The organism is Eikenella glucosivorans (assembly GCF_016025525.2).
In the GTDB taxonomy this organism is placed as follows: domain Bacteria; phylum Pseudomonadota; class Gammaproteobacteria; order Burkholderiales; family Neisseriaceae; genus Eikenella; species Eikenella glucosivorans.
On the sequence record NZ_JACSGR010000005.1, the window covers coordinates 35,734 to 48,661 of the forward strand.

The following is a 12,928-nucleotide window of genomic DNA, read 5'->3' on the forward strand; positions in this document are numbered from 1 at the left end:
TGCCGTCCGCTTGTGGCTGGCCAAGGCCTTGGTAAAACCTCAGATTTGAGCACGGTTTAAAGTGATAGTGTTGCAGAACGCGCAGACATATCATGTAGATAGGTAAGCGTGCGAAAGGCGTATCGCAGAAATATGCCAAAGATGAAGGTGTTGCCAAGACCTCAAAGTTTGATTTCGGCTGTAAACACGTTAAAATACCAGCCTTTACGCGAAAATTGGGAGCTGCCGTTTTATGTTTTTAGCCATTCTATTGATTCTGCTGTTGGCCGGTATCGCCGGATTGCTGTGGTGGCGTGCCCGTGAGGAGCGCGAATGGCTATTAGAGCTTACTTATCTCAATCGCCATCAAGGTAATAAGGAACAGCCTGAATCAACAGAAGAAATCCCACCGCAACAACCCGCCCGCCCCAATGTGCTGCCGCAGCGCGCGCAAACCCAAGTGAAGCTGCACTACCAAAAAGTGCAGGACGAACTGCGCCAGAAAATCGAACAGCTCACTGTGGGCAGCCGTAAAAAAGCCCGCCGCCGCAATGTGAGCGAAAATCAGGAGGAACTGCCGATTTTCAGCCCGGAAGAAGCCAATCTGATTGCTGAAGATGAAGCCGCTGCAGCAGCGCCGGGGCAAAGCGTTCAAGCTGAAGCGCCGGAAACTGCCATTGAAAGCCCGACTTCGCAAACCGAACAAGCCGAAACCGCCACTGAAAAACCGCAAGCCGAACAAGTTGAAACCCTCAACCTATCCGATCCGGCAGCCGATTTGCCGGTAATCACCGAAGCCGAAGCCACCCGCCACAGGCTACCTGAAAATCCCGAACAACCCAGCGAAGAGCCGGTTGTGATTTCCCTTTCAGAGGCTACGCGCATGCTGCACAAGCAGGAAAGCGCCGAAGCCAAGCCGCTGGAAACCGTGGTGCTGAACTGGCCGATTAAAGCGCCGACACACGCCGAAACCCCGCGCGAGGAAATCACCCCTGCCGACCCGGCTCTGCAATACGTGCGCGAAAAAATCCAAGCACACCTGCCGACCGAACCCCAGCCGCCGGCAACCAAAACGGCTGAAACGCCGCACACCATCAGCCCCGATGACATCCGCAACAACCTCCTACGCCAACGCCTGCGCGCGCGCCGGCAGCCGGGACAAACTGCCGAGCCGGTCACCGCGCCGCAACAGCTGGATTTGGCCGTGATCGGCGAAGACGAAATCTTGGCCAATCTGGCCAAAACCGATGCCCCGGCCAACCGCCAGCGCAACCGCTTCAAGCGTCAGACCGTACGCGAGAGCGTGATTCCGGCAGCGGCGCGCGTGAGCCACAGCCAAGGCGCGAAAATGCCGGTGTGGCCGCCGCAGAGCAGCTTGGCGCCGATTTCCACCCGCTTCACTCCGTTCGAGCCGGCCGCCGGGCCTGAAGAGCAGCCCAATCCGCCTGCCGAGGAGGAGTCGGCGGTGCCCACCGAACCGCAAAATATTTTTCCCGAGCAAACTCTTAGCGATCACCCCCCGCCCTGGCTGATTGGCAACCGTTCAGCCGGGCAGGCCGAGCCTGCCGAAGTTGCTCCCGAGCAAACTACCGGAACAGCCGAGCCCAACGCCGGCTACCATTTCCGCCCCGATTACTCGCTGGCGGAGCAGGCACCTGCAGCCGACAACAGCATCGAGTTCGATAACGGCAATGAATGGCAGCAGGCCTTGGAGCAGGGCGCGGCCGAAGCGGCTTGGCAAAACCAGCCTGCCGCGCCGACCATCCCACCGCTGCCCGATTTACCGCCGACTCCCACACCCGTATCCGCTGTGCCCGCGGTATCGTTTGCTGATTTTGGCCACTACCATGTGCCGATGAACGAGTTGCTGTTGCCGCCGCAACACGACAGCAATGCCATCCTGAGTGAAGAGCAGCTGTTGGAGAACAGCATCAAAATTGAAGAAAAGCTGGCCGAATTTCGTGTGAAAGTAAACGTGGTAGATGCTTATGCCGGGCCGGTGATTACCCGCTATGAAATTGAGCCGGATGTGGGTGTGCGCGGCAACTCTGTGATTAATTTGGAAAAAGATTTGGCTCGTTCGCTCGGAGTGGCTGCCATTCGCGTGGTGGAAACCATTCCCGGCAAAACTTGCATGGGTTTGGAGCTGCCCAATCCAAAGCGGCAGATGATCCGTTTGAGCGAAGTGTTTAATTCGCCGGTGTTTGCAGAGAGCAAATCCAAGCTCACACTGGCGCTGGGGCAGGATATTACCGGGGAGCCGGTGGTAACTGATTTAGCTAAGGCGCCGCACCTCTTGGTGGCCGGTACCACCGGCTCGGGCAAATCTGTGGGTGTGAATGCGATGATCCTGTCGTTGCTGTTTAAGGCCACGCCCGATGAAGTGCGCCTGATCATGATCGATCCGAAAATGCTGGAACTGTCTGTTTACGAAGGCATCCCGCATTTGCTTGCGCCAGTGGTAACCGATATGAAGCTGGCCGCCAACGCGCTCACTTGGTGCGTGAACGAAATGGAAAAACGTTACCGCCTGATGAGCCATGTGGGCGTGCGGAATTTGGCGGGCTACAACCAGAAAATCAAAGAAGCCTCCGAGCGCGGCGAGCACCTGGCCAACCCTTTCAGCCTCACCCCCGACAACCCCGAGCTCCTCACTAGGCTGCCGAGTATTGTGGTGGTGGTGGACGAATTTGCCGACCTGATGATGACTTCCGGCAAAAAAATCGAAGAGCTGATCGCACGGCTGGCGCAGAAAGCCCGCGCCGCCGGCATCCACCTGATTCTCGCCACGCAGCGCCCCAGTGTGGACGTGATCACCGGCCTGATTAAAGCCAACATTCCCACCCGCATCGCTTTTCAGGTAGCCTCCAAGGTGGACAGCCGCACCATCCTCGATCAAATGGGTGCGGAAAACCTGCTCGGCCAAGGCGATATGCTGTTTTTGCCGCCCGGCACCGGCTACCCGCAGCGCGTGCACGGCGCCTTCGTGGCCGACAGCGAAGTGCAGCGCGTGGCCGAATATCTTAAAGGCTTCGGTGCACCGGATTATGTGGAAGACATCCTCACCTCCGGCGTGGGCAGCGACGATTTGTTCAGCAACGCCAACAGCGGCATCGGCGGCAGCACCAAAGACCCGCTGTTCGACGAAGCCGTGGCCATTGTGTTGCGCACACAAAAGGCCACCATCTCCTCCATCCAACGCCACTTGCGCATCGGCTACAACAAAGCCGCCACGCTGGTGGACCAAATGGAAGCCGAAGGCATCGTGTCGGCTGCCGACACCAACGGCAAACGCACCATCCTGGCGCGGTCGGACCATTTAGACGATTAAGCATCTAGACAGCATACAGGCTACCTGAAAACGGGTTATACGGTTTTCAGGTAGCCTGTTTGTTTTTGGGAGCCTGGCTGTTTGCAGGAGAAGGCGATCTTTCGAAAAGGTTGACCGAACGTATGAGTTTCAACATGGTCAAAATGGGCAGAGCGGGTGCCGTATGGCTAATCCCGGCTGCAATGGAACGGGCTGGGGTTTATTTGAAGAGCGGTGTCCTTCGGTAGAGGGTTTGTATTATAATGCGCGCGTTTGCCGGTATAGCTCAGTTGGTAGAGCAGCGCATTCGTAATGCGAAGGTCGGGGGTTCGACTCCCTTTACCGGCACCAGATTGAAGCCCCGCTGATGCGGGGCTTTTTGCTGGCTTGGCGTTTGAAGAAAGGCTACCTGAAAAGGAGCAAAGCGAGTTTCTGCGAAGCTAAAACGTGGGTTTCAACGGAGTTGAAACGGGTTATACGGGCATGGTTGCCGTGAACCGGAATTTTTCAGGTAGCCTTTTCAGCCAGCCTAAGTGCCGGTGTTGCGGGAACGGGGTTTGCGTTTGGGTTTGGCCGGGGCTGCGGGTTTTGCGGCCGCTTGGCTGCCGTTTTTGCGGCTACGGGTTTGCTTGGACGGGGTGGCTGCGGTTTTGCCTTTGCTTTTTGCTTTGCCATTTGGGCTGCCTGCCGCGGGCTTGCTTTTTCCAGTGGCGGCTTTGGCTTTGCTTTTGGCGGTTTTGCCGCTGCGGGAGGGCAGGTTGCCGCCGCTGATGAGGGAGAGGTCGATTTTGCGGGTATCCAAATCGGCGCGTGCTACCTGAACCACTACTTTGTCGCCCATACCGAAGCGCAGTCCGCTGCGTTCTCCTTCAATGCTCATGGTGTCGGCACGGTAATTGAAGTAGTCTTCACCCAGATCGCTGATGTGTACGAGGCCTTCGATGTGGATGTCGTCGAGGGTGACGAACAGGCCGAAGCCGGCCATGCCGCTTACCGTGCCGCTGAATACTTCGCCCACTTTGTCTTGCATGTAGTAGGTTTTGAGCCAGTTTTCCACGTCGCGACTGGCTTCGTCGGCTCGGCGCTCGCATTGGGAACTGTGGATGCCCAGCGCGTCCCAATTTTCGGCGGGGGTGTAGCGGCTACCTGAAAGCACGGCTTTGATGGCGCGGTGTACGAGCAGGTCGGGATAGCGGCGGATGGGTGAGGTGAAATGGGTGTAGGCGGCATAGGCGAGGCCGAAGTGGCCGCTGTTGCCGGGCTCGTATACAGCCTGCTGCATGGAGCGCAGCAGCATCACTTGGATCAGCTCGCGGTCGGGACGCTCGGCGGTTTGGGCGAACAGGGCGGCGTAGTCGAGCGGGGTGGGTTTGTCGCCGCCGCCGAGGGAAAGGCCGAGCAGGCCGAGCTGCTCGCGCAGGGTGGCGAGTTTTTCGGGCGTGGGGCCCAGGTGGTTACGGAACAGGGCGGGGTGTTGGTTTTTCAGCAGGAATTCGGCAGCGCACACGTTGGCGGCGAGCATGCATTCTTCAATCAGGCGGTGGGCTTCGTTGCGCGCCACGGGCACGATGCGTTTGATTTTGCCCTGCTTGTCGAAAATCATCTCGGTTTCGGTGCTTTCAAACTCCATGGCACCGCGTTGCTGGCGTTTTTTCAGCAGGATTTGATAGAGCTTGTAGAGCGTGTCAATGTGCGGTTTGAGCGGGTTGCTGCTGCCGTTTTTAATCCAGTCCCACACTTCGGTGTAGGTGAGGCGTGCGTGCGAGCGCATCACGGCAGGGTAGAAACGGTAGGATTTGAGGTTGCCGGCGTAGGTAAACACCATGTCGCATACCATGCAGAGGCGCTCCACATCGGGATTGAGCGAGCAAATGCCGTTGGACAGGCTTTCGGGCAGCATGGGAATCACGCGGCGCGGGAAATACACGCTGGTGGCGCGTTCCTGCGCGTCGGCGTCAATCGCATCTTGCGGCTTCACATAGTGGCTCACGTCGGCAATCGCCACCACCAGGCGGAAGTTGCGCCCTTGTTTTTCAGCATAAACGGCGTCGTCGAAATCACGCGAGCTTTCGCCGTCGATGGTAACCAAGGGCAGGTTGCGCAGGTCCTCGCGGCCTTTGAGGTCGGATTTGCGCACGGATGAGGGGATCTTGGCGGCAGCTTTTTCGCAGTCGGCGGAGAAGTGGTGCGGCAGATGATGCTGGCGTACGGCAATTTCGATCTCCATACCGCTATCGGCGTAATCGCCCAGAATTTCCACCACGCTGGCTACGGCCGGACGGTGCGCATCGGGATAGGCATCGATTTCTGCCACAATCACCTGGCCGGGTTTGGCTTTGCCCAGTGTGTCGGGTTCGAGCAGGATGTTGTCGGGCAGGCGGCGGTCTTCCGGTGCCAGCATGGCGATGCCGCGCTCCACCAAAAGCCGGCCGACCACGGTTTTCTGCGCACGTTCGATTACATCGAGCACCTGGCCTTCTCGGCGGCCGCGCCGGTCGGTACCGGCTGGGCGCACAGTTACCGTGTCGCCGTGCATCAGGCCGCGCATCTGGCGGGCGGAGAGGGCAAAGTCGCCTTGGCCGTCGGGCGTGAGCGGCACGGCGAAACCGAAGCCGTCTTTGTGTGCTTCGATGCGGCATTTCACCAGTGCGAGTTTTTCGGCGGCGCACACCATGCCGCGCCGGTTGATGAGAATTTGCCCGTCACGAGCCATGGCGCCGAGGCGTCGTTCGAAAAAGGGCATTTCGTGTTCGGCGATGTCGAGCAGGATGGCCAGGGATTCGGTTTTCAGCGGGATGCCCCGGTCTTCCAGCATTTCGGTAATCCATTCGCGGCTGGGCAGGGGGTGTTCGTAGCGTTGGGTTTCCCGTTGCAGATAAGGGTCTTGCAGGCGCAGTGAGGTTTTCTTCTTCATATATAAATTGACAAGTGGAAAATTGGCGCTATAATGCGCGCTTCTTGCATAAAGAGCAACGCACTTTAACGCAAAGCTCCGATTAAAGCAAAGCCCAGGTGGCGGAATTGGTAGACGCGCCAGCTTCAGGTGCTGGTATCCTCACGGGTGTGGAAGTTCGAGTCTTCTCCTGGGCACCAACAGAGTTTTGAAACCCGCACGGTTTGCGCCGTGCGGGTTTTTTATGGGTGCGAATGATGTGAGACGGAATGGGAATTTGCGGATATTGTGAGCTACGCTGTGATTAATGTTTTCAGGTAGCCTTTTTGCTAAATAATTACCAATATTTTCAATATAAAAGCTAATGAATAAGGCTACCTGAAAAATACCATGGTGGGATTTTCAGGTAGCCTGTTGTGCCGCCCAAGAGCAAACCACAGCATCGATATGGATGCTGTGGTTTTTGTGTGTCAAAACTTGCCGAAGGTTTAGCGCGGCGGGCGGGCGTGGCTGGCGGGCATTTGGAAGTGGCAGCGGGCGACGACGATGGGTTTGGCGGGGTCGGACTGCCAGGCTTCCACGGCGACGTTGGCGATGCGGCTGCCTTGGCGGGTGAGGGAGCAGCGGGCGTAGGTGGTTTCGGGTTTGCCGCTGCGCAGGTAGTCGAGGGAGAAGTCGATCATTTTGGGCAGCTCGCTGAGGCCGGCCTGGTGGTAGAGGAAGAGGACGGCGCAGCTTTCGATGAAGCCGCCGAGCATGCCGCCGTGCAGGGCGGGGAGGAAGACGTTGCCGATGTTTTCGCGTTTATAGGGCAGGGCGAAGAGGGGGTTGCCGTTTGATTCGCCGCATTGCAGGCCGATGAATTCGGTGTAGGGGATGAGGTCGGCGGCTCGGGCGGTAAACTCGGGGATGTGGGTGAAGGGGGTGCTCATGCTTGCAACATTTCCTTTAGTTTGGCTTGTTCTTCGGGGGTGAGGGGGGTGCGCATGAAGGTGGCCATGCCGAGGGCGAAGGGGTCGGCGGGATCTTCTTGGTAGCAGCTGCTGCGCACGAAGGCGACTTGGCCGGCCAGGCGGTAGCATTCGGCGCGGCCGTAGATGCGGCGGCCGGGGGTGGCGGGGTGCATGTAGTCGATGCGCATGTCGAGGGTGGCGAGGATTTCGGCGCCGGGGAGCTGGGCGGTGACGGCGCAGGCGGAAACCATGTCGACGAGGGTGGTGATGGTGCCGCCGTGGATGGTTTGGGTGTCGTGGCGGCCAACGAGGTGGGGCTGCCAGTCGAAGCTGAGCACGGGGCGGCGGCCGCGGATGCCTTCGTAGCGCAGGCCGATGGCGCGGGAATGGGGGAGGTCGAGGTAGTGCTGGCTGAGGATGCGGTAGAGGGCTGGGTTGGCGGGCATGGTGTTTTCTGATGGATTAGGAGGGAAGGATGGCTACCTGAAAATCGGAACAGATAGGGTGGAATTAGGAAACGGCGCGATTTTCGCACCGTTCTTTAAAGTGGGATTATCCTCAAGCGATTAATGCCAGAGCGTGTTACACGCGCCGCACCCTGATCTCTACGTCCGAAACGGGAATGAGGCATTTCCCACGCGGAAAATTCTACCCCTGATGCGGGCGATAATCAAGAATGGAGGCTACCTGAAAGCGATGTCTTGCGCAGCAAGGCTGAGTTTCCGCAAAGCCAAAGCATAAGCTTCAATGCAGTTAACACCAGCAGGGAATTTTTCAGGTAGCCTCTTTTTCTGCATCGCTTTCGGATTGGAGCGCGGCATATTCGTCCGCCTCACCGGGCAGGCTGACGAGGATGTCGCCGAACGCGCCGTCTTCCTGGGTGAGGCGCACGAGGCCTTCTTTCACCAGCTCGAGCAGGGCGATGAAGCACACCACCACCTGCGCCACGCTGCGTTCGGACGCAAACAGCCGGCTGAAGCGGCAGCCTCCTTCTTGCAGGCGGTGCAGGATGTGGCTCATGGTGGCGCGCACGGAGAGGGCTTCGTTTTCCTGCACCACGGTGTGGCTGCGGCGCTGGCCGGCGCGGGCGAGGATGGCCAGCCAGGCTTGGGTGAGGTCGGCGAGGCGCACTTCGGGCGGTTGCACGGCAGCGCTGATTTCCAGCGGCAGGTAGGCCCAGGCGAAATCACGGCCGGCGCGGGGCAGGGCGTCGAGGCCGAGGGCGGCGAGCTTCATCTGCTCATAATCCAAGAGGCGGCGCACCAGCTCGGCGCGGGGGTCGGCCAAATCATCTTCTTCGGCGGCGGGCGGCACGGGCAGCAGCAGGCGGGATTTGATTTCGATCAGCACGGCGGCCATCAGCAGGTATTCGGCGGCCAGATCGAGGTTTTGCTCGTTCATCTGGGCGATGTAGGCGAGGTATTGCTCGGTGATTTTGAGCATGGGGATGTCGAGCACGTCGATGTTTTGCTTGCGGATGAGGTAGAGCAGCAAATCGAGCGGGCCTTCGAAGCTGTGCAGCACCACTTGCAGCGCGTCGGGCGGGATGAAAAGGTCGGCGGGCAGGTCGGTAACGGGCTGGCCGAACAGGGTGGCGATATTGGGCGGGGCGCTGGAGGGGGCGTGGGGCATGGTTTTATTTGCGTTGAAACTTACGCTTTAGCTTTGCAGAAACTCAGCCTTGCTGCGCAAGACATCGGTCCACTTCGTTGAAGCTTACGCTTTCAGGTAGCCTGAAGAAATCAGCATGAAAAGGCTTGGCATTATAGGGCAGGCAGGGCAAAATTGCCGCACTTTGCTGGTTTAAGTTTAGGAGATGAAGCGATGAAATTCATGGTAAACAAAAAATTGTTTGAGGAATTTGCCGGCCTGCGCATCGGCGTGAGCGTGGCGGACGGTGTGAACAATAAGGTGGACGCGGCGGCTTTCCTGCCGCAGTTGCAGCAGGCGGCGGCGGATGCGGCGGCGGCCTGCGCAGGGCAGCCGGTGGCGCAGCTGCCGAAGATTGCGGCCTGGCGCGAGGCCTACCGCAAATTCGGCGTGAAGGCCAAGGAATACCCGAGCTCGGTGGAGGCGCTGTACAAGCGTGTGTCCAAAGGCAAGGAGCTGGGCAGCATCAGCCCGCTGGTGGACATTTATAACTACATCTCGCTGAAATACACCGTGCCGGTGGGCGGCGAAGATTTGAGCGCGATGCAGGGCGATTTGCAGCTCACTTACGCCGGGACGGACGAAGTGCCGGTGGTGGTGTTGGGCAAAGACGAAGCGCAGGCACCGGCGGAAGGCGAGATTTTCTACAAAGACGACGCAGGCGCCATCTGCCGCCGCTGGAACTGGCGCGAAGTGGCGCGCACGGTGATTACCGAAAACACAACGCGCTGCGTGTTTGTGATCGAGGCGCTGCCGGAAGTGAGCGATGAAGAACTGCGCGCGGCGCAAGAAGAGCTGGGCACGCTGATTGAGCAATACTGCGGCGGCAGGCTGGTGCATCATGTGCTGGATGCCGGCTGTGCGGAAGCGCCGCTGGATTGAGCGCTGATGCCGTGAAACGCATGAGGCTACCTGAAAACGCAGCACAGCGAAATTTCGCGAAGCTGAAAATTTCAGGTAGCCTTTAACACAAGCAAAGCCAATACATGCCATTCAGGCTACCTGAAAATTTTAGCTTCGTAGAAACTCACCCTTGCTTCGCAAGACATCGCTTTCAGGTAGCCCTTATCCTTACCGCCCCGGCCCGAGCTAGAAAAAACCCGCCCTTTGGCGATACAATACCGTCTTTCAAAATCCCCCGTTCCGAAAGCCACCAATGACCATCAAAACCCGTTTCGCCCCCAGCCCCACCGGCTACCTGCACATCGGCGGCGTGCGCACCGCCCTCTACTGCTGGGCCTTCGCCAAACACCACGGCGGCGAATTCCTGCTGCGCATCGAAGACACCGACCTGGAGCGCTCCACCGCCGAATCCGTCAAAATCATCCTCGACGGCATGCAGTGGGTCGGCCTGCACGCCGACAATGCCGACCGCATCGTTTATCAAACCCAAAACTTCCCGCGCTATAAAGAGCTTATACAAAAACTGCTCAACGAAGGCCATGCCTACCGCTGCTATTGCAGCAAAGAAGAGCTGGCCGAAATGCGCGAACGCGCCGAGCGCGAAGGCACCGCCACCTACGACCGCCGCTGGCGCCCAGAGCCCGGCAAAACCCTGCCGCCCATCCCCGAAGGGCGCGAACCTGTTATCCGCTTCAAAACCCCGCTGGACGGTGTTACCACCTGGCACGACCTAGTAAAAGGCGAAATCAGCATCCCCAACGCCGCGCTCGACGACCTCATCATCGCCCGCGCCGACGGTAGCCCCACCTACAACTTCTGCGTGGTGGCCGACGACTACGACATGGGCATCACCCACGTGATCCGCGGCGACGACCACGTGAACAACACCCCCAAGCAAATCAACATTTTCAAAGCCCTCGGCGCCACCCCGCCCGCATACGCCCACCTGCCCATGATCCTGAACGAACAGGGCAAAAAAATCTCCAAACGCAGCGGCGACACCGTGGCCATCACCGAATACGAAGCGCTCGGCATCCTGCCCGAAGCCCTGCTCAACTACCTTGCCCGCCTCGGCTGGGCGCACGGCGACGACGAATTCTTCACCATGCAGCAATTCGTGCAATGGTTTGATTTGTCGCATGTTTCCTCCTCCGCCAGCCGCATGGATGCGAAAAAGCTGTATTGGATCAACGCCGAGCACATCAAAGCCGCCGATAACGCCGCTCTGGCCGGATTGGTACTGCCGCGCTTAGAGCAACAAGGCATTGCCGTTTCATCCGGCCCCAAGCTGGAAGACGTGCTCGCCCTGGTGAAAGACCGTGCCCACGATTTGAACGCACTGGCCGCCGAAAGCGCCTATTTCTACCGCAAAGGCGTGCCCGCCGAAGCCGACGTGGCCAAACATTGGGATGCCGACGCCCCCTCCCGCATGCAGCGTTTTGCCGACCGGCTGGCCGAGCTGCCGGAGCAGGATTGGACGGCGGAAAATATCCACAACCTGTTCGCCCCGTTCTGCGAAGCCGAAGGCATCAAAATGGGCAAACTCGGCATGCCCCTGCGCTTGGCTGTGTGCGGCACGGCGAAAACCCCGAGCGTGGATGCTGTGCTGGCGCTGATCGGCAAAGAAGAAGTGCTGCGACGCATCCGCGAATCGGCCTAGCGCAGGGAAGGCTACCTGAAAAATGATGCGGCACTTTCAGGTAGCCTTATTTTGCCCTTTTGCCGAAAAGCGGTGTTAGCCGCAGGCATTTTTTAGCTTTGCAGAAACTCCGCCTTGCTTCGCAAGACATCGTTTTCAGATAGCCTTATCCACTGTGAACCAGTTAATCCTCAACTTCCCCGACATCCCGCCCGGCTTCGACACTTTCCTCGGCCAAGGCAACGGCGAGCTGCTGCAAGTGTTGCGGCGGCAGCGCGAGCCGTTCGTGTATGTGTGGGGCGCGGCCGGCGCCGGCAAAAGCCATTTGCTGCGCGCGTGGGCGGCGCAGGCGCAAGCTACCGGCCAGGCTGCGCGTTATCTGGATGCCGCCACCGAGCCGCTGCGCGAACTGCCGCCCGCAGGCTGCCGCCTCGCGCTGGACCAAATCGAACAGCTCGATGCCGAAGGGCAGGCCGTGCTGTTCAACTTGTGCAACCGCATCCGCCAAAGCGGGGAAGGCGCACTCCTGATCGGCGCCAACGTGCCGCCGCCGCGCCTCGCCGTGCGCGAAGATTTGCGCACCCGCATGGGCTACTGCCTGGTGTATGAAATCAAGCCTTTGAGCGACGAAGAAAAACTGGCCGCCCTCCAAGCCGCCGCCCAAGCCCGCCAGCTCAACGTGTCGAGCGACATTTTCCGCTACCTGCTGCACCACTGGAGCCGCGACATCGGCAGCCTGATGGCCATGCTCGACGCCCTCGACCGCTACTCCCTCTCCCAACACCGCCCCATCACCGTGCCGCTGCTCAAGCGGCTGCTGCAACAGGACAGCCCATGAACCTCGCCATCTTCGACCTCGACCACACCCTCATCAACTGCGATTCCGGCACCGAATGGAGCAACTTCCTGCACGAAGAAGGCATTTTCGACGAAGCCGACATGCAGCGCCACCGCCGGTTTGACCAAGACTACCGCGACGGCTGCCTCGATTTAGACGCCTACCTCGCCTTCGTGCTGCGCCCGCTGGCCGAACGCAGCCGCACCGAGCTTGACGCCATGCACCGCACATTCATGCAGCGCCACATCCTGCCGCACATCAGCCCGATGGCGCGCCAGCTCGTGGCCGGCCACCGCGACGCCGGCGACAGCCTGCTGCTGATTACCGCCACCAACGAATTCATCATCACCCCCATCGCCCGCGAATTCGGCATCGGCGAAGCAATCGGCATCAGCCTGGAAACCGACGCCAAAGGCAACTACACCGGCCGTTATCTCGGCACGCCCAGCTTCCAGGCCGGCAAAGTCACCCGCCTGCGGCAATGGCTGGCCGAGCGCGGCCACACCCAGGCCGACTACGAAAAAGTCTATTTTTACAGCGATTCCCGCAACGATTTGCCGCTCTTGCAGCAGGTAAACCACCCCGTGGCCGTGAACCCCGACCCGGTGTTGCTCGCCGCCGCCCAGCAGCACGGCTGGCCGGTGTTGAACCTCTTTTAATCGCCGGTCAGGCCGCGCTGCCGAAACAGACGGCGGATACGACACAGGCTACCTGAAAATTTGGCTTCGCAGAAACTTCGCTGCGCTGCGTTTTCAGATAGCCT

General features: G+C 59.4%; 9 protein-coding genes and 2 tRNA genes. 7 read left to right on the forward strand and 4 right to left on the reverse strand.

Annotated features, from left to right (window positions below):
- Positions 1-232: 232 nt before the first annotated feature.
- Positions 233-3,310, forward strand: a complete 3,078-nt coding sequence (locus tag H9Q10_RS07005) for a DNA translocase FtsK (RefSeq protein WP_197903253.1) — start codon at positions 233-235, stop codon at positions 3,308-3,310.
- A 254-nt stretch (positions 3,311-3,564) separates the two neighbouring features.
- Positions 3,565-3,640 (forward strand) — tRNA-Thr (locus tag H9Q10_RS07010).
- A gap of 178 nt (positions 3,641-3,818) precedes the next feature.
- Here H9Q10_RS07010 and rnr read toward each other — a convergent pair.
- Positions 3,819-6,203, reverse strand: coding sequence for a ribonuclease R (gene rnr / locus H9Q10_RS07015; RefSeq protein WP_197903254.1), 2,385 nt, complete (start codon positions 6,201-6,203; stop codon positions 3,819-3,821).
- A gap of 92 nt (positions 6,204-6,295) precedes the next feature.
- Here rnr and H9Q10_RS07020 point away from each other — a divergent pair.
- Positions 6,296-6,382: transfer RNA gene (locus H9Q10_RS07020), tRNA-Leu, on the forward strand.
- Between the two features lie 288 nt (positions 6,383-6,670).
- On the opposite strand, the gene H9Q10_RS07025 is transcribed toward H9Q10_RS07020, so the two are convergent.
- From H9Q10_RS07025 to H9Q10_RS07035, 3 genes are all read right to left on the reverse strand, one after another.
- Entirely contained in the window at positions 6,671-7,114 is a 444-nt protein-coding gene (locus tag H9Q10_RS07025; RefSeq protein ID WP_197903255.1) for a PaaI family thioesterase, read from the reverse strand.
- Positions 7,111-7,581 (reverse strand): PaaI family thioesterase, encoded by a 471-nt coding sequence (locus H9Q10_RS07030; protein ID WP_197903256.1) that lies wholly within the window; start codon positions 7,579-7,581, stop codon positions 7,111-7,113. The genes H9Q10_RS07025 and H9Q10_RS07030 overlap by 4 nt, the downstream gene beginning before the upstream one ends.
- 328 nt (positions 7,582-7,909) lie before the next feature.
- Entirely contained in the window at positions 7,910-8,767 is an 858-nt protein-coding gene (locus tag H9Q10_RS07035) for a segregation and condensation protein A (RefSeq protein ID WP_197903257.1), read from the reverse strand.
- A gap of 192 nt (positions 8,768-8,959) precedes the next feature.
- Between H9Q10_RS07035 and H9Q10_RS07040 the strand changes: the two genes are divergently transcribed.
- The 4 genes from H9Q10_RS07040 (at position 8,960) to H9Q10_RS07055 (ending at position 12,824) form a co-directional block, all read left to right on the forward strand.
- A complete protein-coding gene (locus tag H9Q10_RS07040) occupies positions 8,960-9,667 on the forward strand; it encodes a B3/B4 domain-containing protein (protein ID WP_197903258.1) in 708 nt (235 codons plus the stop codon).
- A 274-nt stretch (positions 9,668-9,941) separates the two neighbouring features.
- The gene (gene gltX / locus H9Q10_RS07045; RefSeq protein WP_197903259.1) at positions 9,942-11,348 is read left to right on the forward strand and encodes a glutamate--tRNA ligase; all 1,407 of its coding nucleotides are present in this window, start codon (positions 9,942-9,944) and stop codon (positions 11,346-11,348) included.
- 154 nt (positions 11,349-11,502) lie between these two features.
- A complete protein-coding gene (gene hda, locus H9Q10_RS07050) occupies positions 11,503-12,165 on the forward strand; it encodes a DnaA regulatory inactivator Hda (protein ID WP_197903260.1) in 663 nt (220 codons plus the stop codon).
- A complete protein-coding gene (locus tag H9Q10_RS07055; protein WP_197903261.1) occupies positions 12,162-12,824 on the forward strand; it encodes an HAD family hydrolase in 663 nt (220 codons plus the stop codon). Before hda ends, H9Q10_RS07055 begins: the two co-directional genes overlap by 4 nt.
- Positions 12,825-12,928 lie beyond the last annotated feature (104 nt).

Excerpts from the sequence above, each read along its gene's own strand:
- H9Q10_RS07040 (WP_197903258.1), top strand. The coding sequence starts at position 8,960 with ATGAAATTCATGGTAAACAAAAAATTGTTTGAGGAATTTGCCGGCCTG.
- rnr (WP_197903254.1), bottom strand. The coding sequence starts at position 6,203 with ATGAAGAAGAAAACCTCACTGCGCCTGCAAGACCCTTATCTGCAACGG.
- H9Q10_RS07025 (WP_197903255.1), bottom strand. The coding sequence starts at position 7,114 with ATGAGCACCCCCTTCACCCACATCCCCGAGTTTACCGCCCGAGCCGCC.
- H9Q10_RS07030 (WP_197903256.1), bottom strand. The coding sequence starts at position 7,581 with ATGCCCGCCAACCCAGCCCTCTACCGCATCCTCAGCCAGCACTACCTC.
- H9Q10_RS07055 (WP_197903261.1), top strand. The coding sequence starts at position 12,162 with ATGAACCTCGCCATCTTCGACCTCGACCACACCCTCATCAACTGCGAT.
- H9Q10_RS07035 (WP_197903257.1), bottom strand. The coding sequence starts at position 8,767 with ATGCCCCACGCCCCCTCCAGCGCCCCGCCCAATATCGCCACCCTGTTC.
- gltX (WP_197903259.1), top strand. The coding sequence starts at position 9,942 with ATGACCATCAAAACCCGTTTCGCCCCCAGCCCCACCGGCTACCTGCAC.
- H9Q10_RS07005 (WP_197903253.1), top strand. The coding sequence starts at position 233 with ATGTTTTTAGCCATTCTATTGATTCTGCTGTTGGCCGGTATCGCCGGA.